22 protein-coding genes are annotated in these 24,512 nt (G+C 43.8%); 11 read left to right on the top strand and 11 right to left on the bottom strand.

Features of this window, described 5'->3' with window-relative positions; all coding sequences use genetic code 11:
• Positions 1–14 precede the first annotated feature (14 nt).
• The 3 genes from E0D70_RS07375 to E0D70_RS07365 are packed head-to-tail and all read right to left on the bottom strand — an operon-like array spanning position 15 to position 3,582.
• Entirely contained in the window at positions 15–608 is a 594-nt protein-coding gene (locus E0D70_RS07375) for a PqiC family protein (protein ID WP_133011627.1), read from the bottom strand.
• A gap of 15 nt (positions 609–623) precedes the next feature.
• Positions 624–2,267, bottom strand: a complete 1,644-nt coding sequence (gene pqiB, locus E0D70_RS07370; RefSeq protein WP_133011626.1) for an intermembrane transport protein PqiB — start codon at positions 2,265–2,267, stop codon at positions 624–626.
• 52 nt (positions 2,268–2,319) lie between these two features.
• Entirely contained in the window at positions 2,320–3,582 is a 1,263-nt protein-coding gene (locus E0D70_RS07365; protein WP_133011625.1) for a paraquat-inducible protein A, read from the bottom strand.
• Between the two features lie 446 nt (positions 3,583–4,028).
• On the opposite strand from E0D70_RS07365, the gene E0D70_RS07360 reads away from it, so the two are divergent.
• The 3 genes from E0D70_RS07360 (at position 4,029) to E0D70_RS07350 (ending at position 9,882) form a co-directional block, all read left to right on the top strand.
• Positions 4,029–5,729 (top strand): glucan biosynthesis protein G, encoded by a 1,701-nt coding sequence (locus E0D70_RS07360; protein WP_240537019.1) that lies wholly within the window; start codon positions 4,029–4,031, stop codon positions 5,727–5,729.
• Positions 5,726–7,843, top strand: a complete 2,118-nt coding sequence (gene mdoH / locus E0D70_RS07355) for a glucans biosynthesis glucosyltransferase MdoH (RefSeq protein WP_133011624.1) — start codon at positions 5,726–5,728, stop codon at positions 7,841–7,843. The genes E0D70_RS07360 and mdoH overlap by 4 nt, the downstream gene beginning before the upstream one ends.
• A 413-nt stretch (positions 7,844–8,256) precedes the next feature.
• Positions 8,257–9,882, top strand: coding sequence for a Na/Pi cotransporter family protein (locus tag E0D70_RS07350; protein WP_133011623.1), 1,626 nt, complete (start codon positions 8,257–8,259; stop codon positions 9,880–9,882).
• Positions 9,883–9,954: 72 nt separating this feature from the next.
• On the opposite strand, the gene rluF is transcribed toward E0D70_RS07350, so the two are convergent.
• On the bottom strand, positions 9,955–10,986 hold the full coding sequence (rluF, locus tag E0D70_RS07345) for a 23S rRNA pseudouridine(2604) synthase RluF (RefSeq protein ID WP_133011622.1): 1,032 nt from the start codon (positions 10,984–10,986) through the stop codon (positions 9,955–9,957).
• 254 nt (positions 10,987–11,240) lie between these two features.
• Here rluF and E0D70_RS07340 point away from each other — a divergent pair, with 254 nt between their 5' ends.
• Entirely contained in the window at positions 11,241–11,732 is a 492-nt protein-coding gene (locus E0D70_RS07340) for a cytochrome b (RefSeq protein ID WP_133011621.1), read from the top strand.
• 113 nt (positions 11,733–11,845) lie between these two features.
• Positions 11,846–12,925, top strand: coding sequence for an FAD:protein FMN transferase (locus E0D70_RS07335; protein WP_133011620.1), 1,080 nt, complete (start codon positions 11,846–11,848; stop codon positions 12,923–12,925).
• Between the two features lie 92 nt (positions 12,926–13,017).
• Here E0D70_RS07335 and E0D70_RS07330 read toward each other — a convergent pair whose 3' ends face one another.
• The gene (locus E0D70_RS07330; RefSeq protein WP_133011619.1) at positions 13,018–14,655 is read right to left on the bottom strand and encodes an NAD+ synthase; all 1,638 of its coding nucleotides are present in this window, start codon (positions 14,653–14,655) and stop codon (positions 13,018–13,020) included.
• A 73-nt stretch (positions 14,656–14,728) separates the two neighbouring features.
• On the opposite strand from E0D70_RS07330, the gene E0D70_RS07325 reads away from it, so the two are divergent.
• On the top strand, positions 14,729–14,989 hold the full coding sequence (locus E0D70_RS07325; protein ID WP_133011618.1) for a PP0621 family protein: 261 nt from the start codon (positions 14,729–14,731) through the stop codon (positions 14,987–14,989).
• Between the two features lie 2 nt (positions 14,990–14,991).
• On the opposite strand, the gene E0D70_RS07320 is transcribed toward E0D70_RS07325, so the two are convergent.
• From E0D70_RS07320 to E0D70_RS07300, 5 genes are all read right to left on the bottom strand, one after another.
• On the bottom strand, positions 14,992–15,432 hold the full coding sequence (locus E0D70_RS07320; RefSeq protein ID WP_133011617.1) for a hypothetical protein: 441 nt from the start codon (positions 15,430–15,432) through the stop codon (positions 14,992–14,994).
• Positions 15,433–15,456: 24 nt separating this feature from the next.
• Positions 15,457–16,353 (bottom strand): hypothetical protein, encoded by an 897-nt coding sequence (locus E0D70_RS07315; RefSeq protein ID WP_133011616.1) that lies wholly within the window; start codon positions 16,351–16,353, stop codon positions 15,457–15,459.
• Positions 16,346–16,708: a hypothetical protein gene (locus E0D70_RS07310; RefSeq protein WP_133011615.1), complete on the bottom strand. Its 363-nt coding sequence runs from the start codon at positions 16,706–16,708 to the stop codon at positions 16,346–16,348. Before E0D70_RS07310 ends, E0D70_RS07315 begins: the two co-directional genes overlap by 8 nt.
• Complete coding sequence (locus E0D70_RS07305) at positions 16,705–17,208, bottom strand: GspH/FimT family pseudopilin (protein ID WP_133011666.1); 504 nt, start codon at positions 17,206–17,208, stop codon at positions 16,705–16,707. Before E0D70_RS07305 ends, E0D70_RS07310 begins: the two co-directional genes overlap by 4 nt.
• A gap of 193 nt (positions 17,209–17,401) precedes the next feature.
• The gene (locus E0D70_RS07300; protein WP_133011614.1) at positions 17,402–18,268 is read right to left on the bottom strand and encodes an alpha/beta fold hydrolase; all 867 of its coding nucleotides are present in this window, start codon (positions 18,266–18,268) and stop codon (positions 17,402–17,404) included.
• Between the two features lie 69 nt (positions 18,269–18,337).
• On the opposite strand from E0D70_RS07300, the gene pabB reads away from it, so the two are divergent.
• The 3 genes from pabB (at position 18,338) to E0D70_RS07285 (ending at position 21,251) form a co-directional block, all read left to right on the top strand.
• On the top strand, positions 18,338–19,762 hold the full coding sequence (pabB, locus tag E0D70_RS07295) for an aminodeoxychorismate synthase component I (protein WP_133011613.1): 1,425 nt from the start codon (positions 18,338–18,340) through the stop codon (positions 19,760–19,762).
• A gap of 8 nt (positions 19,763–19,770) precedes the next feature.
• Complete coding sequence (locus E0D70_RS07290) at positions 19,771–20,421, top strand: NUDIX hydrolase (protein WP_133011612.1); 651 nt, start codon at positions 19,771–19,773, stop codon at positions 20,419–20,421.
• A gap of 95 nt (positions 20,422–20,516) precedes the next feature.
• Positions 20,517–21,251: a phosphoadenylyl-sulfate reductase gene (locus tag E0D70_RS07285; protein WP_133011611.1), complete on the top strand. Its 735-nt coding sequence runs from the start codon at positions 20,517–20,519 to the stop codon at positions 21,249–21,251.
• 38 nt (positions 21,252–21,289) lie between these two features.
• Here the strand turns inward: E0D70_RS07285 and E0D70_RS07280 are convergent, their stop codons facing one another.
• The gene (locus E0D70_RS07280) at positions 21,290–21,580 is read right to left on the bottom strand and encodes a LysR family transcriptional regulator (protein ID WP_133011610.1); all 291 of its coding nucleotides are present in this window, start codon (positions 21,578–21,580) and stop codon (positions 21,290–21,292) included.
• A gap of 111 nt (positions 21,581–21,691) precedes the next feature.
• On the opposite strand from E0D70_RS07280, the gene E0D70_RS07275 reads away from it, so the two are divergent.
• A complete protein-coding gene (locus tag E0D70_RS07275) occupies positions 21,692–23,038 on the top strand; it encodes an anti-phage deoxyguanosine triphosphatase (protein ID WP_133011609.1) in 1,347 nt (448 codons plus the stop codon).
• A 97-nt stretch (positions 23,039–23,135) separates the two neighbouring features.
• On the top strand, positions 23,136–24,506 hold the full coding sequence (locus tag E0D70_RS07270) for a D-serine ammonia-lyase (protein ID WP_133011608.1): 1,371 nt from the start codon (positions 23,136–23,138) through the stop codon (positions 24,504–24,506).
• The last annotated feature ends 6 nt before the right edge of the window (positions 24,507–24,512 follow it).

Here is a 24,512-nt window from a genome sequence, read left to right as displayed (position 1 = left end):
ATAAGAAATGAGTATTAAAGCGCGTCTGTAATGCTTTTTGCCATTGGGTTCATCACTTGTTGGAACCATGTAGACGCCAAGGTTTGCACCAAAGCGGGATAGCCATTTTCGTTCAATTTTTCAGTGACCATAAACGCCTTAGAGCGAAGTATTTTTCCGGAGTCTGAAAGTAATGTCCAACGCCCTGAAACGTGCACCTGCCCTTCTAAATCCCCATAAAACGCATCCACTTCGACGCTTAATTTAAGCAAATTCGCCACCTGAGTATTGTGCCCTTTATACCAGTTTGTATCGGGTAAACGCTGAATCAAGCCCTGCATCGTTAATCGATTTAATTGCGCTGACAATGGCTCAGCCCACAAGTTTTGCTGAGACCGATACACCATGCCTTGTTTAGACAACAAAACAATCTCACTGCCTGCCAAATAATCCGCTACCTGTATCGGCATGAGTTGAATATTAACCTGTGTTTTAGGGTCACTAATCACTATTTTAGGTGTGTTATCCATCAACAAGTATTCATTGCTCGTCACCTCTGTAGTGGCACAGCCAGCTAGCAGAGCAGAGATAAAAACAATCATTAGGGCCGATAAGTAGTTACCTTTCATTCTAGTTTCCTTTATTTACTGTGCGGCTTTAGGTTGTATATCTGGCTGCATTTTTTTATCAAATATTAATGAATTCGGATTATTTCGCAGACCTCTTAATAGCGGCTGAAGTTCATTCAACGATTTTTCCAAGGCCTTAAGATTGTCTTTTAGCGGCAAGCCTATTTCGCCATTGGTTTGATAGGCTTCTAGAATGCGAGACAGTTTATCCATTATCGATAGCACCTCATCGGGTAACTTTTGTACTTCAGGCTGATTAATTAACTGATCTACATTTTCAGACGTTGCCTTCATAGAAGCCAAGGTATCATTGGCGTTACTCATGGCATCGGTAATACTTTGCAAGCTTTCATTGACTGGTGCTTGCGCCAATTTATCCAGTATCTCAGTCACTTTCTTTTCGATGCTTGAGAAGCCTGTATTGGTCACAGGAAAGACGTCTATACCCACCACTTTTTGTGGCTTCTCGTTCTTAGAATTAGGGTAAAAATCGATATTAATCGCCTTAGCGCCTGTTAAAAAGTTGCGAGTTTTAAGCGTCGCTCTAAAGCCACTTTCAATTCGATCTTTAAACAAGGCTTTCCATTCTTGTAACGTCAGGTCTTTGTCCCCATTATTCAAACGCTGAGGTTCAATGCGAGCCAATACAGGAATCGCCGATTGTTTGAGCGAGGTTAACCCCACCATCGAGAGACCGGTAAAGGGTACTTGCTCAACCGTGCCGATACGAACACCTCGAAATTCCAGAGGAGCACCAGCGGTTAAGCCACTGATGTCTGAATCGAACAAAAAGACATAATCAATAAACTGATTGTAAAACTGATTTTCTGCGTCTTCTTTAGAGGCATACAAATGAAATTGCGTAAGGTCTTCAATCTCTTTCCCGGCCTTTTGATCATGTACCAAGCCAAAACTGATACCACCAGATAATAAGGTTTCCAAGGAATCCACTCGCAACTCTACCCCTCGTGCTGAGCTTGTTAAGGCAATACCCGGAGTCAGCCAAAACTTAACCGAGCTATTTACCAAAGCATCATATGGCGCCTTGATAAACACCTGATAGGTGATCGCCCCTGCAGCGGTATCAAATCCGACTTTTTCAACATACCCCACATCGTAACCGCGAAAGTGAACCACAGTCCCCACATCCAATTTTGAACTGCCCTTGCTGTCGAGCATCAATCGAACCCCTTTGTCCTCCGTGGTTGACAAGGGCGCTTGCTCAAGAACATTAAATTTAGAGGCGATTTCCCCCTTTTCGCCCGGCTCCATGTCAATATAAGCTCCCGATAACAAGGTACCTAAACCACTGATGCCTTCCTTTCCTACACGCGGTTTAACCACCCAAAACTTGGCGTCTTGGTGCAGCATATTATCGGTATCTTTGTCCATCCGAACGGTAATAATGGCCGTATTGTAGTCTGGACTAAGGTGAATACGAGTCACGGTACCAATATCAACATTACGCGCTTTGATCTTGGTTTTGCCAGCTTCTAACCCTTCTGCATTAGAGGCTATCAAGGTAATTTCTGGGCCTTCGCTGGACCAATTTTGATACACCATCCAACCTGCCACGATTAGGGCTAATAAAGGAACAAGCCAAATCGAATTAAAGCGTACCTTGCGTATCGATTGGCTGTTCTCTTGTAACTCACTCAAGGTTGATTCCCCTTATTCATTAATAACACCGGCTTCACCATTAGTATTCATCTCACCTTTCACTATTTTTGCCCGCAAGCAACGCTTCTTCTTGATCCCATAACAGCCGTGAGTCATAAGACATAGCGGCTAACATGGTTAAAATTACCACACCAGCAAATGACAAAGCCGCCGCTCCGGGCACCACCGACATCAACCCTCCCATCTGCACCAATCCGGTTAATGTTGCAACCACGAATATATCAATCATCGACCAGCGTCCCACACATTCTGTCATACGGTACAGTTTTAACTTCTGTGTTGTGGAATGATGAGAAGAAAAATGCAGCTGCCAACATAACCAGCTTAACGACAGTATTTTGGCAATGGGAATAAACACGCTCGCCAAGAGAATGATAATCGCAATAGGATAAGAGCCCATTCCCCAAAGCTGAAACACCCCTCCTATTATGGTCGACGGCTCACTGACACCAAAGAAGGTGGTATTCATAATCGGTAATAGGTTCGCGGGAACATACATCAATAACGCCGCAACAAGTAACGCGACCGTCATTTGAATACTAGCTGGTTTTCGACTGTGAGTAGTGTGCCCACAACGCCCACAGTGGCCATGCTCTTCCGCCACCACAGCACCACAAAAATGGCAACCAACCAGTCCTTGAGCGCGTGCGGAGCCTGCCATTAAAGGAGGACATTTAGCCGCACCCGCCACTTGATTCCAGAGCCAACGGCGATTTACCAAGGAAACGGTTTTTAACAGGCATAACACATAACTACAAAATGCCCAGAACGATAAACCAAAGCCAATGTCTGCCATACTTTGCATTTTCACTAACGCCACCAGCACACCGACTAAAAATACATCTACCATTAACCAAGGTTGAATCACCGTCATGGTGCGCAAAAATAATCGCTGTAGTACTCTGTTTCTTCTCTTATTGATAAGCCAAGTTAATAGCGCCGCACTAAGCAAATAACACATAGGCAGAACCAAAAGCACAAAAATCAATAAGGCGCCCAAGAAGGTAAATTGCTTATTCAATAACACAGATAGACTTTGCCAAAAGGTCACGGTGCGCCCAATGCCGGTGGTAGAAAAGCTCAGAAAAGGAAAGCTCAGCGCCAACGCCAACATCAATAATCCGGAGCCACTATAAACCAATATTTTCTCGCGCCTTTTCTTCGGTAAACTCACCAATAGGTGGTCACACCGTGAACAAGAAAGACTCTCACCGGGTTCCATTAAGGGAACCTCATTCACCAAATCGCATTCATCACAAACAGTGGCATATTCATTAAATTCCGAGTGACTCATAGCCTTCCTGAAAATAAAACACGTTTAAAGTAGTGTATGTCACACATAAAAATGACATCAAATCACGAAAGATAGGCTAAAATGCACATCTCACGTAAAGCATACCGCCTTCTCTCACTGGTACTTTCCCCATGAGTAAAGATGTTCACACTTTATTTTGACTTTTTTGATGCTTTACTCACAAATAGGTTCATTTTTCTCACAAAGTAAATTAGCCTAAAAAAAAGGATGCGCCTTGCACTTTCCCAATAAAAAAAGGAAACAGACTCACAAAATCTTTTCAATTCTCGGACGCCAAAAACTCACTATGAAATTATTAAAGCTTTATCATAAGGCTTTATATTAAAAGAGATTCTCAAGGAGTCAGCGGCTCATAAAAAACACAATATTCAGAACCATGTTTATACTCAGTTCTGCCTATTTATTTAGAGCTCATTTTTTTTACTATGCATAATTCGACATCTATTAAATTCTTTTTCATTGTTGCCTCTTTATTATTAAGTGCGTTTTCACAAGCAGAAAGCGACATGGCAATCCCAAAATCAGAAAGCCTTGTGGTGACCCCACAATCTAAAGAAACGCAAGACCAAGGTACAAAACAAGCACCATCTGAAGACTCGACGACGCCAACAAAAAAAATAGAAAAGAAAGATCCTACATCTTCGACTGAAATGGATACTAAACCCGTTAGCGATACAGAGAAAGACGCTAAGGTAGATTATCCATTTTCTTCCCAAACTGTGGTCAATATTGCAAGAAATCTCGCTAAATCACCGATGATTGCCCCTGATGTTGCACCAGAGTTACTGACTAATCTTGATGCTGCAACCTATCAAAAAATAGATTTTCAACAAAACAAGGCCGTTTGGGGAAATACGCCAACCCCATTTTCCATACAATTGTTTGCCCCAGGCTACTTATATAAAGATTTAGTCTCTATTGATGTGGTTGAAAATGGACGTGGCTTCCCTCTGGAAGTGTCTGCTTCGTCGTTCACCACACCAACACAAAAAATTGATGACCTCATTGCAAAAGCAGGAAAATACGCTGGATTACGTCTGCATTATCCATTAAATGCACCGGATCAGAATGACGAATTTATTGTTTTTCAAGGTGCGAGTTATTTTCGGGCGATTTCGAAAGGGCAAACTTATGGCCTTTCATCACGCGGTCTTGCTATCAATGTTGCACAACCCACAGGGGAAGAATTCCCAAGGTTTAAACACTTTTGGATCGAGCGTCCATCCGTTACTCAAAAAGCCATTGTGGTGCATGCACTGTTAGACAGTAAAAGCGTCACCGGCGCTTTCCGCTTCGGTATTTACCCAGGGTCACCAACACGGGTCGATGTTCAAGCAACACTGTTTCCAAGAGTAGACATTCAACATGTTGGCTTAGCCCCACTTAATTCCATGTTCATGTACGATGGGACGTTAGACCATTCAGATCGTCCAAATTATCGACCTGAACTTCACAATTCTGATGGTCTACAAATTCAGACCGGCAGCGATGAGGTATTGTGGCGCCCTCTCAACAATCCTAAAACACTACAAATCAGTGCTTTTCTTGATACATCTCCAAAAGGCTTTGGACTGATCCAACGTGATAATAAATTCAGTGATTACCAAGATTTGGACGCCGATTACCAAGATCGCCCATCCAGTTGGATCAAACCGTTAAACGATTGGGGCGCTGGCAATATTGAACTGGTAGAAATACCCTCTAACTCTAAAAGCAATGATAATATTGTTGCTTATTGGGAACCTAAAGATGGTCTAAAAAAAGACGTTCCATATACCTACTCCTACCAGCTGACCTGGCCTAATGACACACCTATATTAGCGGGCAAACCGCATATAGTACGCAGTGCAAGAACTGTCAGCCTACCGAATAACAATCCTGAGGTTGTGATCGATTATAGTAATTTATCCGTTAGTGACTTAAGTAAAGTTGCTGTGAACGCGAGCATCAGCCAAGGCAGTATCATTAAGACTCGGGTGGTTCAAAACCCTAATATTAAGGGCCTAAGAGTTTTCGTTACATTTGATACTCAAGAGGCAGACGTTGCTGAATTGCGAGTGCAGTTGAAAGAAAATGATCAACCACTTGCTTCCACCTGGTTATACCGATGGTTGAAACAAAAATGATAAACACACAAGGAAGTCAGTACGAACGTCTGGCGTTACCGCCAGAAGCACCACTCGCCATGCCTCGTCACAAAGTGAATGAGGCTCGCCAAAAAGCGAAAAAATTAGTCAAGCCGTTTCTATTTAGAACACTCTTGGCTCGCCTTTGCGTGCTAACCATTACACTTGGTCTAACTTGGTATGGTGCAACAGAAATGTATGCGGTGCTAAACACCAATGCCATTGCGGGTTTGCAATGGGCGTTTTTAGTCTTATTCTGCATAAACTTTACTTGGATCTCTTTTGCTTTTTCGCAAGCGATTATTGGTTTTTTATGCCGCCTATGGCCGTTTTCTCGCAAAGTAAAAGAAGTGGATGTTGATGGCGTTACTGCTATTTTATTGCCTGTTTACAATGAAGATCCTGCTCGGATTCGTGCCAGCATTGAAGCCATGCATGAAGATTTATTGGAAAAAGCACCCGGTAAATTTGCCTTTTTCATTCTTAGTGATAGTAATCGCTCCGAAGCCTGCATTAAAGAAAAGCACACCTTTTACCCATTATTAAATCATGATGATCAAGCCTGCCCAATCTACTATCGCCGTCGTGATAATAACAATGAACGTAAGGCGGGTAACATTGCCGATTGGGTAACGCGTTTTGGTGCTAATTATGAAAGCATGATTGTTTTAGATGCCGACAGCTTGATGAGTGCGGAATGTTTAATTAGTTTATCTCGCCGTATGGCTGCTGAACCTGGTCTCGGTTTGATACAAACGCTACCCACCATTATTAAAGCCAATACTCTGTACAGCCGTATACAACAATTTGCGAACCAATGTTTCGGACCGGTTTATGCGTCTGGTCTAGCGGCATGGCATGGCACAGCCTCGAACTTCTGGGGACACAATGCCATCATTCGCACCAAAGCGTTTGCTGAAGCATGCGGTCTGCCTATTTTAGAAGGGAAAGCCCCTTTTGGTGGACACATCATGAGCCATGATTTTATGGAAGCCGCCATGTTACGTCGCGCTGGCTGGGGTGTGCGCTTTGATATGGACTTAGAAGCGTCTTACGAAGAAGCGCCACCATCTCTGATTGATGTGATGGTACGAGATCGTCGCTGGTGTCAGGGTAACTTGCAACATAAGGCATTTTTGTTCGCGAAAGGCTTTCACTTCGCTACACGCATTCATTTGTTTTCAGGTATCTTTTCTTATCTGAGCGCTGTCTTTTGGTTCTTACTGATTGCTGTGGGTTTCGCTCTCGCTGTACAGGCACACTTTGTCCGTCCCGAGTATTTTTCTAACCCGTCATTATTCCCAACTTGGCCGGTCTTTGATTTTCAAAAAGCACGGCTATTATTCGAGCTTTCAATGGCACTAGTCCTCGCACCAAAGGTCTTTGGTTGGATCAGCGCTATGATCTACCCTCGCCGCTGCATGGCGTTTGGTGGTCCAATATTATTGACATTGGATACCTTGCTGGAAGTTATTATGTCGGCGTTGTACGCTCCGATTTTAATGTTTTCTCAGTTCTTGGTGGTCTTTGATGTTTTAAAAGGCCGTGATAGCGGCTGGAAACCACAGTCTCGTGATGATGGCGCTACACCATGGAAAACCGTCGCGCGTGCCCATTTATCTCATACGTTATTGGGTGCAGGATTAGCAGGCGCCGCCCTATTTCTTAGTCCTGAACTCTTCTACTGGTCACTGCCTATTACCATCGGCTTGGTATTTTCTATCCCTCTTTCTTGGCTTAGCGGTGGCGAAAAACGCGGCAATCTACTGTCTAAAATTATGTTGCTTCGCTCTTCAGAAGAAAAACACCCTAAAGGGATCGTTAAACGCCTTAACGACAGGCAAAATCATATTGTTAAAGATGACGATTATGATAAGCAGCCTCCGTTGTCTCGATTTATCAGTGATGTAGGATTCTATCATTGGTATGTTGCTCAACTTCCTAATGAAGAAGAAAACACATTATGCCGTAATCGTATTTGTGCCGAGTGGCAAATTGAGCAAAGCGACAGCATACCTCAGCTCTATGAGCACCTCAAAGAGAGTGAGTGCTTGGCTATTTTGAAACACAAATCACTTATGTTAGCCATGGGTAAATATTTACCCCAATCTTAAAAATAACAAACTATGGCTGGTATCACTCCGGCCATAGTTTTACTTTTAATAATCTACACCTCCTTTCAGAGCACTCTTATTTTACAAAAAACGATTAGCTTCTTCTAAAACGCCCTTTATTAATCAAAAAAACACAGTGCATATAGGCATCTTTTACTCTATAACTAATTAATATATTTGGTTTTTACAGTAAGAAAAACAATTTCCCTCATCCTATAAATACAGCTCAAGATCGCAGTGTTTATGGGTTTCACAAAAACAAAAAAATGATTAATGAGACAAATAGGTGTCGTAAAAAAGCAGACAAAAACACCGACACTCTGCTAATGTAACGTCATATCTAAGCGTAAATCGACTAACTACATTACTGTTCATAAAGACTCTGTCCGTTAGTCCTAAATTAGGACACTACTATGTTTGAAATTATTCAATTAGCTGGCGCCATCACCCTACTACTCTGGGGGATTCGCATGGTGCGCACTGGCTTCGAACGCGCCTATGGCAAAAATCTAGAAAATGCGATTCGTTTGATGACACGTCATCGCCTTCAAGCCGCAGCTTTAGGAGGGATCGCCGCCGCGGCACTACAATCTGGCACAGCGGTTGTACTACTGGCGGCAGGCTTTGTCGCGACAAGTGCTTTAGGGCTTATTCCTGCCCTCGCATTAGCCGTTGGTGCAGAAATAGGCTCAAGCTTAATGGCAATGCTACTTAGCTTTGACTTGTCTGCTCTTTCTCCATTGCTATTGCTGATTGGCTATATTAGTTTTCAGAAATCGACAAAACGAAAGTATAAATACTGGGGACGAATCTGCCTTGGGCTTGGCCTTCTCCTGCTCGCCTTATCTCTGATCGCAAGAAGTACGGCAGACATGCGCTCTGGCAACGGCATGACGTATCTCACCAGTTTATTGGCTCACGATACCTTACTAACCCTATTTTTGGTTGCGCTCTTTACTTGGCTTGTTCACTCAAGTTTAGCGATGATTTTGATTATTACTCACCTTGTCACTGACGGCGCTATCTCTATTGAGATGTCGATGATCATGGTTATTGGCGCTAATATCGGCGGCGCATTGCCCGCATTAAGCTCTGGGTGGGGATTGAGCGCAAAAGGACGACTGGTGATAATAGGCAACCTACTTATACGCTCTTGTGCCGTTATTATTGGTTTGCTGATTTACTTCATTCAAGAATCTGGATGGCTTTCACTACAAAGCCTTGGTTTAGATTCACCGATGGTTTTCCATGTCATGATCAATGCCATTAACGGTATTCTGTTTCTTGCCATGCTGCCTTTCTGGGCGAATCTATTAAAGAAATACGTCTCTCCTAACAACACGGAAATGGATGGTCACAAACCTCTAACATCCGTCTATTTATCACAAGACGATATCAAGCATCCTACTCGAGCCATTGCTAATGTCGCCAATGAAACTTTGCGAATTGCTGATATCGCTTATCAAATGCTGGAAAGTACACCTAAAACATTTACCAATGGTAAACACATTAATAGAGTAAAAGAGTTAGATGATGATATTGATCGAATTCATCGCGAAGTAACTTACTACTTGGCCGCGATAGAAAACATTAAGAGCTCATCGGAAGAACAAAATAGCTGGCAAGATGCGTTCAGTTTTGTAACCAATTTAGAGCACGTGGGGGACATCATTGACGCAAGCCTTATGGTGCTAGCTCGCAAAAAACACAAAGAAAAGATTCATTTTTCTGAGCAAGGTGAAAGAGAGTTAGATACTCTCTTCTCTGAATTGTTTGAAATTTTTCGTTTAGCTCAAGCTGTTTATGTGTCAAAAAGCCCTGACCTTGCTGCCGAATTGGTCGATGCCAAACACGTATACCGTAATAAAATTGCCGTATGCCGAGAGCAACATACTCGCCGTATTAGAGATCAGATTCCTGCAACACTGGCCTCATCACAAATACATATGGATATTTTACGAGACCTACAGCGCCTATCTTCATTACTGGTCGCGACGGCATACCCTATTTTAAAACGTCATAAACAAGAAATGACCTAATCGCTCATGTACAAGACGACTAGATCATTTCCTACAGGCACCATTAATAGTGAGTACTATCTATATTAGTTACTATCGAGAAGGCTTAGGCTTTCTCGTATTTCCTTTAGCAAAAGGTTTTGCTCCGGGTTTTGTACCCGATGGCTTTGGCCTTTGTCCTGATTTACTAGGTCTCCCTGGGGCATTATCAGACGGGCGTTTATGTTTAGTATTCGGCGCCTTAGGGTTGCCACCAGGTCGACTAGGCTTGCCTCCTGGTTTTGAATGACCTGAAGCCGCACTGGTTGCTTTTGTTCGTGCACCGGTTCCGTTCTTAGCGCTATTCGAAGGTTTTTTCGCCGCTGATGATGACTTTTTTGAAGGTTTTTTGTCTGTTTCAGAAGAAGACTCTTCTATTGCTTTAGAGAGAATTTCAATCTCTTTTTGCGTAAAGTCACGCCACTCTCCAACCGGAACGCCCTTCAGTCCGATGTGCATGATACGTACGCGCTCAAGCTTAACAACCTCATAACCAAAGTGTTCTGTCATACGACGTATCTGACGGTTCAAACCTTGCACCAAGGTAATACGAAAGACGTTATTAGACTCTTTCGATACTGGGCACTTCTTGGTCATGGTGCCTAAGATAGGCACTCCATTCGCCATGCCATTTATAAAATCATCGGTCACCGTCTTGTTCACTGTGACCAGATATTCTTTTTCGTGATTATTACCAGCGCGCAGTACCTTGTTCACTAAATCGCCATTGTTGGTCAAAAAGATCAAACCTTGAGAGTCTTTATCTAGACGCCCAATCGGGAATATCCGCACCCCGTGATTGACAAAATCGACAATATTGTCTTTCTCAGTGCTTTCTGTCGTACTAACAATTCCGACCGGCTTATTTAATGCGATCAAAACAAAATCTTCCGCATCTTGCGGTTCAATCAGCTGTCCGTTTACTTTAACCGTATCACCAGACGTAACCTGATCCCCTATCTTTGCTCGCTTACCATTAATAAACACATTGCCTTGTTCAATAAAGCGGTCTGCATCTCGTCGGGAGCAAATACCACTTTCGCTAATGTATTTATTTAAACGGGTTTTGTTAGAAATATTTAGCATAAATAGTGTCTTATAAATTCTGGGTGATGGCTGTAAACAGGGAAAAATAACAGCCTAATTGTAACTTAAATAGGGTCTTCACCGTAGTGTAACAACTCAACTAAGAGAGATGAAATTTTACAGAGATTATAGGGGATGGAGAAAGAATAAACTGCATAAAAGCATGCAAAAAAACCTCTTTATCTTGATCGTCGTTCACTTTTTTTTTGCGTTTAAAATAATACACTGACCTTATTACTAGGAGAATCGTAATCATGTCAGAAAAAGCATCATCTTATAATCCATACCAAATAATACTGCATTGGCTTATTGCTGTGTTAATCATTGCTAACTACTTCATTAGTGATCATATGAAGCGTTTTTTTGATGCCCACCTAGCAAACAATAACAGCCCTGCTAACTGGGTAGAAAATTTTCATATTTATGCAGGCCTGACTATCCTGTCATTGGTTGTGATACGAATCATTGTTCGTCTTCTCAGTAGAAAAACCGAGAAAATAAGTACGGGTAACGCCTTTCTAGATAAAATATCCCATTACTCACACGAGCTCTTGTATGTATTGATGTTTTTGGTTCCCGCATTTGGTGCAATCGCTTGGTTTTTTGATGTTGACGAACTGGGATATATTCATGTGATTACCATGGATTGCATGATGGCATTAGTGCTTGTACATGCCGCAGCGGCCCTGTTTCATCACTATATCCTCGAAGACAAACTACTTTTGCGCATGCTAGGACGATCCTAATTATAGCCTTGTGTGAAATGTAAAAATTCACGTAAATTCTCAGCAAAGTGGAGTTACGCAAAGGCTATTGGTAAACTGCGCACAGATTTAATTTTGAATGGATACGTCATTTCATGTTTACCTCAATAACATCACGATTTTCTCTGCCTATTTCCCTACGCTTTGGCACACTATCTTTAGCAACAGTGCTGATTATTAGCGGATGCAGTCAGCCACCGAAGATAGAAAAAGTAGAAGGTTATGCCCAAGGAACCACCTACCATATTAGCTTTTGGTCTAATGACGCCGTTCCCGTTGAGGACGTTCGAAGCAGCTTTAATGTCACCTTGGCACAAATCGATAAAGAGCTATCTACTTGGCGCAATGACTCTTATATTTCAACATTTAATCACAGTACTTCCACCGCTTGGCAACCAGCGTCGAAAGACTTTATTGAACTAATAGAAATAGCCAAAGACATCAATAAAAAATCAGAAGGTTGCTACGACCCAACTGTTGGGCCTTTATTTGATTTATGGGGATTCAAGAAAGATTCACTCCATATTCCGACGAAGCAAGAGCTTGCTGCAACAAAAGCAGACCTTGGAATGGAAAAGCTCGAAATAGATAAGACAGGCAAACGCATCCGTAAAACCATCCCTGCCCTACAAGTGGACTTCTCATCCATGGGCGAAGGTTATACGATCGGCAAATTAAGTCAGGTTTTAGAGGCTAAGGGCGTCACCAACTATCTTGTTGAATTTGGTGGTGACATGAAGATCAGAGGACACAAGCCGAACGGTGATAAATGGCGTGTTGCCATAGAGCGCCCAGTGCCTGACAAAGGTAACCCAACGCCCTATCAAATCATCACCATCAATGACAAAAATGGCGTAACCCTTGATACATCGGGGACTTATCATCATTACTTTGATGACAAAGGTAAAGAATACTCGCATATCCTAAACCCAAACACTGGCCAGCCAGTTTCTCATGACTTGGTATCGGCATCTGTCTTTGGAACTGACCCTCGAATCAGCGATGCCTGGGCGACGACTATGCTCTGTCTTGGCCAAAAAGAAGGCGCTAGAATTGCTAAAAAAGAGCAATTAGAGGTTTTCTTTATCGAGAATAAAAAAGGCAACTTGGTAAATTCAACCAGTCAGGCATTAGATAACTCTAAACGTGTGACTTTCGAAAGTGACAAAAAATAGTTGAGCTAGCTCGTACCTACACCAGCACGAGTACACACAAAAATGGCCGCATCATGCGGCCATTTTTACGACTAGACAGTAACACTCATCGCTTATCCACCAATATGCCAACCGTTGGTGATCGGATAACGACGGTCACGACCAAAACCACGACCTGTCACACGAACCCCAGTGGGTGCTTGGCGACGCTTATATTCATTTACATCAACTAAGCGAAGGACACGATAAACGGTATCTCGATCAAATTTTTTCGTTGCCAATATTGCTTCAGCACTCCAATCTTGTTCGATATATAGGCGTAGAATCTCGTCCAAAATATCATAGCTTGGTAAAGAATCTTCGTCTTTTTGATCTGGTGCTAATTCCGCGGATGGCGGACGAGTAATAACCCGTTCAGGAATAACATAACCGAGGGTATTACGGTAACGGCACAACTTAAAGACCAGTGTTTTGAAGACGTCTTTTAAGACAGAATAACCACCGACCATATCGCCATATAAGGTCGCATAGCCAACGGCCATTTCACTCTTGTTACCAGTGGTCAGAACCATAAGGCCCTTTTTATTAGAAATTGCCATCAAAACCACACCGCGAGTACGTGCTTGTAAATTTTCCTCGGTAGTGTCTTTCGCATAGCCTTCAAATTCTGGTGACAAGACATCGGTAAACGCAGACACCATAGGTTCGATAGGCAAAACACTGTATTTAACACCCAATAAATTGGCTTCTTCTTCTGCGTCATGCAAGCTGATAGACGAGGTGTAAGTGTATGGCATCATCACTGCCTGAACACGCTCAGCACCAATCGCATCCACTGCCACCGCCAACGATAGCGCCGAATCAATACCGCCACTCAGCCCCAGTACAATGCCTTTGAATCGATTCTTTTCGATGTAATCACGCAGACCAAGTACCATCGCTTGATAGACACTGGCTTCGACGTCTAACGCTGGTGCAATATTGCCTGCCACAGGTTCAACCTTGTTTGGCTGGCTGTCGTCTACGATTAGGTCCACGCAATACAAGCCTGACTCAAACCAAGGCGCTTGGTAAACTTTCTCACCTTTAGCGTTCACCACAAAAGAGCCGCCTTCGTAAACAAGCTCATCTTGCGCACCCATATAGTTCACATAAACAATAGGCAAGCTGACTTGCGTCGCACGTTGATGCAACAAGGCTTCGCGTTCGCCCATTTTTTCAATATGGTAAGGCGAGGCATTCAAGTTAAGGATTAACTCAGCACCCGCCGCTTTCGCTTGTGCGATGGGTTCTGGGTGCCAAATATCTTCACAAATACTCAGACCGACTTTCACCCCTTTGATATCAAGAATGCCAGCATCGCAGCCTTCGCTGAAATAGCGCTTATCATCAAATACTAAGAAATTAGGCAGCTTTTGTTTGGCGTATTCCGCCAACAAAGCACCTTGATAAATCACGCCAGCACAATTAAACAGTTCACCATCAATACGTCTTGGGTAACCCACCACAACATAAATGTCATGAACCTCCTGTAAAATTCGCTGCAAAGCAGATTCGATACGAGGATCTAAGCTGGGTCGCAGCAATAAGTCTTCTGGTGGATAGCCTGTTAAGGTTAATTCAGGGAAAACAATCACATCCGCATGTTCGTTATCACGCGCTTTATTTGCCGCGTCGATCACAGATTGTGTGTTTTTTGCTATGTCGCCGACCAGCATATCCAGCTGGGCCATTGCTACTCGTAATGTCATACAGTTGCTATCTCGTTAACTCTGTTAGAATATGCCCTTTATTGTCTGGAATTACCCAACCTAGGTAAAGTATATGATCGTCAGATTGATCGTTTTTATTGCTATTTTCGCAATTGGCTGGTGGTTATACCGCCAAGTGCTCGCTTTTCAACGTACAAAGAACCCAAGTAAGTCTCATTCTCCTTCAAAAACCACGGAGAAAGATGCGCAAGAAAACATGGTTCGCTGTGAACAATGCAAAATTCATGTCCCAAGATCTCATGCAATCCATGATCAAGAGGCCAATGCGTTTTGCAGTAAAGAGCATTTACAAGCGTTTCATAAAAAACCATAACATCAGCTTGCTACGCCAACAAAACCTCGGCTTATTGGTATTTTTTCCTGCCACCACCAGCAATGATATTGTTGGTGGTTTTGGCTAGCGCACAAACGATAAAAGCGGACGCCTAAACTGTTTATGTAATAACGCCATAAATAAGTAATACTCTCTTCACCATGACGCCATACATTGGTATTCACAAGATGAGAACTAGGCGTTAGCGGGCAAAAACCGTCACAAAGACTTTTTTGTGCTGCGTTAAAGACTGGCGAGGTCACAATATCTTGTTCAAACATGTACCAGCGTTCACGACTTTGATTTGACTCTGCCAATGTGGCTCGCCACTGAAAGCTCTCTTGTAGCTTTTGCTGATACGCTACCGAAAGGCCTGCCACCACCAGCAAAAAGAAAATAATCGGCAGTGAAATCCAACCTTTTTGTGTCTGTCTAGTGTGCATCACAAACCTCCCGTCACTCGATGTTTAAAAACTATTCAACACAATGATTTGATTACCCACACCTTGGCACGGTGATAAGTACTCCCAAGTGTTACCTCGCATCGTTTTATAACGCTGAGTGATTGGTGTTTGCGCATGAGCCTTACAATTGCCCAGTTCATAAAGGTACTCGACCCATAAAGCACGCACTTTATTCAGAGAATAGGGACCATAACGGGCATTTATTGAGTCCACAAAACCATCTTGGTTTGCATCTATAAGAGGCAGTACTGTTAACGCTTTTAAACCTGCCCATAGCTCTAACGAGTTACCGCTGCTTTTGGGCGTTCGCCACAGTGCTTGTTGAGTGTTTTTACCTTCGCCTACATACCAATAAAAAGCGGCTTGGCTTTCTAATATCCCAGTTTGAGTAAGCACACTACTGTTCAATAAATCGAAGCGTAATTTTTGACTTGTCGACAGAGTAACTTGAGCTTGAACACTCGTCTCACATGTTGAAATTCGAACTGAATCCCCAACATTAAGACCACAACTATTCGGTGTTTCTATAGGGTTAGATATTGTATTAAGAGACAGTCGGCAAGCGCCGTAATCCATTGCTTCTAACCAGTCTGACTGACTTGATACCGAGCGCCTAGACAAACGTTCGGGTAAATTATTACCTGCGCCAATCACTAGGTTTAATGCATTATCAATATTGCAACCAGCCGGTAGCAGCCGCCCCCAATGCGCCTTAAATTGTGCGCCTAATGCCGACTCAAAAACCGCTTGATCAAGGTAAGTTAACGTAAGATTATGGCGTGCTCGAAGTTGCCACAGTGACGGGATAAGTAAAGGAAGAATGACGGCCAATAACACGCAGGCAACCATTAATTCTAATAGCAAACTTCCTCGTAAGGTCGCGCGTCTAGGACTAGTCATGGTTAGACACCATGGTTTGAACGCTTGACGAAACCTTACCCTGCGCGGCATTAAACCATTGTGTCAGGTCATCACCAGAACATATTTCACAGCTAGGATAATCACCTTGTTGATGCGATTTATCGCTATCCAACCAAGCTTTAGACCCCGTTAACAGCGTCATCACTTCTTGTTTATTGAGATTATCTCTTAGCCTAGAAGTTTCTTCTCGCTGCTGAAGCGTTTGCCATTGGCGATCAGACTGCTGCTGAACCAAATGCAATACCACTGATAGCAACACCAGTGCGAGAATGATTTCTATGGTAATCCAACCATGAAGAGAAGCACGATGGGACAATGAGTACGATGCTTTCATCGGCACGAATCCTCATCACCATCAATAATATCTGAGGTGTAATAACGACCGCTCTGATTAATAACAATGCTGGTTTTCCAACTAAGATAACAAAACCAAAAAGTACCATTTTGATAGCTGGATAAACCGTTAGGAAGGAAGGTTATACGTGATTTATTAGCAGGAAAGCCTTTCCAAAGAATTCGAACATCATGGTCAAATACCACTTTTCGATATAAGCCACCCAAATGATCTGGTTGAATGACTTTAAAGCCATAAGACCAATCTCCACTGCAACTGAGGCCACCACAAATATAAGTGGACTCGCCAGATTCGATCGATAGCTGACGCGCCTCTTGAAGCGCGTTCGTTACGTTTAAAACATCAGCAATTAGGGTGTCTCTGTCTTTGCTCTTTTGCTCCGCCTTCAGAAACACCGCGGACCCAATAACGGCGAATAAACTCAATACCGCAAGCACACACATAAGCTCTAGTAGAGAAAACCCTCGCTTATTTCGCATAGAAACCTCCTTGTTTCTTGCTATTAAAACGACTTACATTGTTAGCACCTTATGAGAAGCCTAATAAGCAATGAAACTCATGCATGTCATATTCAAACATCGCACACTTCCACTATCGCCTACAGACCCAGAATTAACCTTATGCATGCGGCCTAACGACTCATTGTTTAAAAGTATAGCTTACTCCATAAATCTAGCCTGCAGAGAACCAACGATTAATATGATTCGCAATCTGCCTTGGTTTTTGAAATGGCAATGAATGATCACACGCGCTCATAATTTTATGCTGCCAGCCTTCATATTGCTCACTCAGTTGTTGATAATGTGCTCTTAATTGCTCGCTGCTTAACTCTCCAGAAAATAAAAACACCTGCTTGGCAGAACGAATCATAGCCTCTCTGTGTTCCGGTGCTTCAGCGAGAACATCCACATGATTAGTAACAGCATCCAGTGCGTAAGAAAAGCCATAGGGACGATGAGCCAAGCGAGATTGTGTGGTCGCCTCAGCAACAGGGTGCTTACGTCGATTAGGCGAAACGCCGTCCATAAAATGCGCCACACCCTGCTCCACATCGCCAGTGTCGCGAATAATGCTAGAAGCTTGACGATATTTTTTACGCACTTCTGAAAGAGCATTTAAATCTTCTCGATCCAAAGAGGCAGGTTCCATCAGCGCCATTTTGATGGCAGGTTTACCAGAAATAACGCGTTCATGATTGAGATTAAGCCCAATTAAGCCCCCTAATGAGTAGCCTACCAGATCAAAATCTTGCCAATTAAGATGCGCTAATAGTGCTTCTATATCATGAGTCAACTCGCTGATGGTGACAGGCGCTTCTTGACCATGCAGATGAAATGACTCGCCCATACCCTTGATGTCAGGCACTAACATCCAACGCCAATGTGTGAAATAAGGCAGGATAGGTGAATAGGTAATCTCGCCCGCAACGCCCGCCCCATGAAGCAATAAACAATGGCGGTCGCTTGTGGCTTCTTTATTTTCATAAAGACGATACGCAATACGGCTGTTAAATAAACTAAGAAAATGTACGTCAGACACTTGTAATAACCCTGTGGTCGCCCTTATTAAAGGACTACAATTGTAAACTTTTTAAATCATGGTTCCATTATGCCAGAAATAAAACGGATAACACTGCCCTATCAGTTGTCTTTGCTTTCTTTGTACCAATCCGTAAGAGCATTGCCTTATCCGGCAGTATTAGACAGCAATCACGAGTCTTTTCCTGATACACGGTTTGATATTTTGGTGGCAAACCCTCTTGCTCGAGTTTACGCAACACAAGGTAGGCATGATGTTCAATGGCGCAATGAGTACCAAGAGAAACCTCTTTATTCTCTAGATAAGACAGAAGATCCGCTAGATACTCTGAATCAATTATATACCATGACCACGCAAGAAACGTGGGCGCAGAGTGCACCGAAAGACTTACCTTTTGTTGGCGGTCTATTAGGCTATTACAGCTACGAATGCGGGCATTATATTGAAACACTACCTGACAACGTAGAACACGACATCAGCTTAGATCAACTCAGTGTCGGCCTTTATGGCTGGGGCATAATTACCTCCCATGCAGACAAAAAAACCGAGCTCATCGTCACACCTTGGTGTTCTCAACAAGAGGAAACGGCGCTACTCACCCTCATCAACAGCGCTCTTTCTAACGATCAAAAAGCGGCAACATCGTCTTTTGAGCTAAAAGCACCCTTCACCTCAAATATGACTGCAGACGAATACCACACCAAATTTGACACAGTAAAAGACTACATTCTCTCTGGAGATTGTTATCAAGTGAACTTAGCACAACGCTTTTCAAGCCAATATGTAGGCGATCCAATGGAGGCTTATCAGCGATTGCGCGAAGTCTGTCCGACGCCTTTTTCAGCGTTTATGGAGCTGGGCGAACAGCAAGCCATCTTGAGCCATTCACCAGAGCGCTTCTTATTGTGCGATCAAGGTCGTATCGAATCCAAGCCGATTAAAGGCACCATTGCTCGCGGCAACACCCCAGAAGAAGACAACGCCAATGCTGAGACTTTATTGGCCTCTGAAAAAGACCGTGCAGAAAACCTGATGATCGTCGATTTATTAAGAAATGATCTTGGCCGCACCTGTCTCACAGGCAGCATTAAAGTACCCAAACTCTTTGCTTTAGAAAGCTATGCCAATGTTCATCATCTGGTGTCGACCGTAGAAGGAAACATTGCAGGAGTGGATCAATCCATTCGGGTATTCCACGAAAGCTTCCCCGGCGGCTCAATTACGGGAGCACCCAAAATTCGTGCCATGGAAATCATAGATGAGCTAGAGCCACATGAACGTTCCGTCTATTGTGGCTCCATTGCCTACTTCAGTGTCAATGGTCAAATGGATTCCAGCATCACGATTAGAACCTTAGTTGCTGACCGTGGACGCCTGCATTGTTGGGCGGGAGGCGGTCTGGTAGCCGACTCTAAATATCAAGAAGAGTACCAAGAAACCTTTACCAAAGTAGGTAAATTAACTCATACTCTCGAAGATGATTTTTTGAAATAGGTCGCAGTATGTCCGATATGTCGCAGTTTTTAAACGCTCCAGCTATCTCAACCAACTTAGATGAGATACGCGCTGCGCTCGACAATACGCTAGAAGTCCATTCCATTTATAACCCTGATAAAAACCTGTCACCTAGTGCTTACAGATTAAAATACCGCTCTGCCGCTGTATTAATTCCTATCTGGCACTCGCCTGAACACGACCAACTAGAAGTATTAGTCACTAAAAGAGCGCTGCATATGCGTAACCACCCAGGGCAAATAGCCTTCCCTGGTGGCAAACATGACCCTGACGATGCCAGCATCCAATACACGGCATTAAGAGAAACACTGGAAGAAGTAGGGCTAGCCCCTGATTGCTTTGACTTAATAGGTGAATTGGGTGAGTACTGCACGATTTCTGGGTATTGCATCAAACCCATCATTGCTGAAATGACACGATTGAGTGCCATGAGCTTATGTGAAGATGAAGTTAAATCCGTTCATTGGGTACCGTTAGACTTCCTATTAGACCCTAGTAACTATCAATTTAAAACTCGACAAATTGGTACAGTGACGCACAGCTATTTTGAAATAAAATACCAAGACATTCGTATTTGGGGGGTTACTGCTGGCATCCTATATGGCCTTTATCAGACCCTCTCCAATCATATTCGCTAAGCCATTATAAGGTTAGTGTGCTTTCGTCTTTTGCATCGTTCGCACAAATTGTTATGGTACAGCCAACATACATTTAGATAGTGGTAAAACAGACTATGTCTACTTTCGACTTAACGTCTTTCGTTGCTAATAACGTTGAAGACGAAGCACAAAAAATTATTCATAACGCCATGAAAGAATTCGACAACATCGCCATTTCATTCAGTGGTGCAGAAGATGTTGTATTGATCGATATGGCGGTAAAAGCCAATAAAAATGTAAAAGTTTTCTCTCTGGACACTGGTCGTTTGCACGCCGAAACGTACCGTTTCATTGAACAAGTTCGCAAGCACTACCAAATTGAAATCGATATTCTCTCACCAAATAGTGAAGTGCTAGAAAACTTCACCCGTGAAAAAGGCTTATTTAGCTTTTTTGAAGACGGCCATAAAGAGTGCTGTGGCATTCGTAAAGTTCAACCGCTAAAACGCAAATTAGCCACTCTAGATGCATGGATTACCGGTCAGCGTAAAGACCAAAGCCCAGGCACTCGAAATGTGTTGGCGTTTGCTGAACTCGACTCAGCATTTAGCTCAGAAGAGAAACCACTTTTTAAATTTAACCCACTGGCTAACTGGTCTTCTGAAGATGTCTGGAACTACATTAAGATGTTTGATGTGCCATACAATGAATTGCATGCCAAAGGCTTTACTAGTATTGGCTGTGAGCCTTGTACTCGTGCTGTATTGCCTAATCAGCATGAGCGTGAAGGTCGCTGGTGGTGGGAAGAATCTGAGAACAAAGAATGCGGTCTGCACATTGGCAACCTGATTCCTACTGCGCAACAATAAACGGTAAAACCCGCAGCTGATAAAATCAACAGGCTGGACTAAACCGCCTGTTGATCTCTCTCCTGAACCACTTCTTGCTGCCACTTTTCCATAAAACGCTCGTAACACACTTCCAAATTTAGAATGTGCTTAAACAGCACCTCACCCGCATGGGTTAGCTCAGTCGTTCGACCATGACGAATAACCAAGGTCGCGCCTAAGCCTTGCTCTAACTTTTTAATGTGCTGGCTCACCGCTGGCTGAGTCAGTCCTAACTGCTGAGCGGTTTGCGTGAAATTGCCCGTTTTCACCAATGTTTTAAACGTAACTAGATGATGAGTATTTAACATAACGATTCCTTATAATTGGATGCATTATGACGAAGCCTTTTCACGGGCACATTGACCTAAGTCGTGTTTTAATGAAAGACTGATAATTCCTTACATACGTAGAGTATGAGCATGACAATAGAGCAAGATGAGATGTTGCCTTGGCACGAGAGGCAATCCGGCTATAAACAACCTCGTGAAAATGACTACCGCACTCCTTACCAACGGGATCGGGCGCGTATTATTCATAGCGCGGCGTTTCGTCGCTTGCAGTCTAAAACTCAAATACTGGCCATTCGCCAAAACGATTACAGCCGCACGCGTCTGACCCATTCGCTAGAAGTGGCACAAATCGGTAATGGTCTGGTACATCAGTTAAAACACAGTGCCCCAGCGGATGCGCCTTTTCAAAAGTGGCTCGCCGAGCCCGCGTTGATCGAAACCGTTTGTCTAAGTCATGACATTGGCCATCCACCTTTTGGCCACGGCGGCGAAGTGGCGCTGAACTACATGATGAACAACAATGGTGGCTTTGAAGGCAATGCTCAGTCGTTGCGCATCTTGGGAAAACGCGGCTCTTACTCACCTACTTTTGGCATGGATGTGACCCGCCGAACCCTGTTAGGCATTCTCAAATACCCAGTGTTGCACAACACTGTGGTGGGAAGTTACCCGCAAAAGCCAGATCGTTTTAGACAATTTAAAGCCAGCCACTGGGCTCCACCAAAATGTGTCTATCAAGAAGAACAAGATCTGCTGACTTGGATTATGGCGCCCTTTAGCGACGCGGATAAACTCGCCTTGCAACACTCCACGCGCCAGACGCCTGACAGCCATGCGAAATCAAGCCACTCCAGCTTCGATACCAGCATCATGGATCTGGCCGACGACATCGCCTATGGCGTACACGATCTAGAAGACGCCATTGTGTTAGGCATGGTCACCAAAGAGATGTGGTCAGAGCACCTAGAACCTAAGCTCGCCAGCCTCGCTGCGCCATTTTTAGATAAGCACCTTGGCGACATCAAAACACAGCTGTTTAGCCGTCAAAGTCATTTGCGAAAAGAAGCCATTGGTAGCCTTGTTAGTTGGTTTATTACCTCTTGTCAGGTGGTTGAAAATAGCGCCTTTGAACACCCTTTACTGCGTTTTCAAGTGACGCTTCCAGAAGGCCAACGACAAGCGCTCTCCTTACTGAAAAATTTTGAAATGCAACACATTATTCAGCGTCCAGAAGTGCAAATGCTGGTCTATAAAGGCCAACAAATGCTCTTGGAAATGTTTGAAGCGCTGGCCGCCGACCCAAGCCGACTGCTGCCGAGAGAAATCGCCACTGAATGGCAAAAGAGCGTCGATGACGGCCACGATGGTTTGCGTATTCTTTGTGATTACATGGCGTCCATGACGGACGACTACGCCAGTCGTATGTACAACAAGCTATTTGTACCTAGCTTAGGTTCGGTCTTCGAACCCATGTGATATCACCAGATAGCATCGCATATTACCAATAGACGCCCCTTCTTATGGCTTATAAAAGGGGCGTTATTTCTCTATTTTTTCCAGCTAGGCCTTTGCTATGAATACCTTAGACACAACGTCATTACTGCGGAAATTTCCGCTACTCAAACAACTGATCGCCTTAGAAGAAACCAGCTGGTTTAACCCCAACATCACCGGCCTCAAAGACGCCTTGCCTTATGTGGGCCTAAGCGCTCAAGACATCCAAGACGCCAGCGACAAACTGACTCGATTCGCCCCTTATTTGGCGCAAGTATTTCCAGAAACCGCCGCCAACGGTGGCATCATTGAATCTGAACTGGTCGAAATTTCGGCCATAAAGGCCGAACTAGAAAAGACATACAATACTCAAATCACGGGATCGTTACTGTTAAAAAAAGACAGTCATCTGCCTATTTCTGGCTCAATCAAAGCCCGCGGTGGCATCTACGAAGTATTAACCCATGCTGAGAAACTTGCTATACATGCAGGCTTGCTGAGTATTGATGACGATTACAGCAAACTGACCTCTGATGAATTTCAACGTTTCTTCAAACAACATAGCATTGCCGTAGGATCGACAGGCAATCTAGGTATGTCGATCGGTATTATGAGCGCCAAATTGGGCTTTTCGGTTGCGGTTCATATGTCGGCAGACGCGCGCCAATGGAAAAAAGACACCTTGCGCGCTCACGGTGTGACCGTTGTCGAATACGATCAGGATTATGGCGTGGCCGTAGAACAGGGCCGCAAAGAGGCAGAAAACAACCCAAACTGCTTCTTCATCGATGACGAAAACTCACACACCTTGTTTCTTGGCTATGCGGTCGCCGGAGAACGCCTGAAAGCGCAATTTGAGCAACAAAACATCCTTGTTGATGTAGATCACCCTCTGTTTGTGTATTTGCCTTGTGGCGTTGGCGGAGGCCCTGGTGGGGTGGCATTTGGGCTTAAAATGGCCTTTGGCGACCATGTCCATTGTATTTTTGCTGAGCCAACGCACTCCCCTTGTATGTTACTTGGCGTGCACACTGGACTGCACGATGCCATTTCAGTTCAAGACCTTGGCATCGATAACATCACAGCCGCAGATGGCTTAGCCGTAGGGCGAGCTTCTGGATTTGTCGGGCGCGCAATGGAGCGCTTATTGGATGGCTACTACACGCTCTCAGATGAACGCATGTATCGTCATTTGGGTGATATGAACGAGCTGGAGAATATTCAACTAGAGCCGTCGGCATTAGCCGGTTTAATCGGCCCTATTCTCGTCTCCAACAACCCCGAATACCGCCATCGTTTAGCACTGGATGACGACAAAATGCGTCACGCGACACACCTCGTCTGGGCCACTGGCGGTGGCATGGTACCAACAGAAGAAATGGCCGCGTATTTAGCAAGAGCCCAGCATGAGAAGAGCAAAGAAACAGAGAAGAGGAAAGAAACAACCTAGTCTTGG

This window comes from Marinomonas flavescens, assembly GCF_004352835.1.
Lineage (GTDB): Bacteria > Pseudomonadota > Gammaproteobacteria > Pseudomonadales > Marinomonadaceae > Marinomonas > Marinomonas flavescens.
This window is presented reverse-complemented; position numbering and strand designations above follow the sequence as displayed.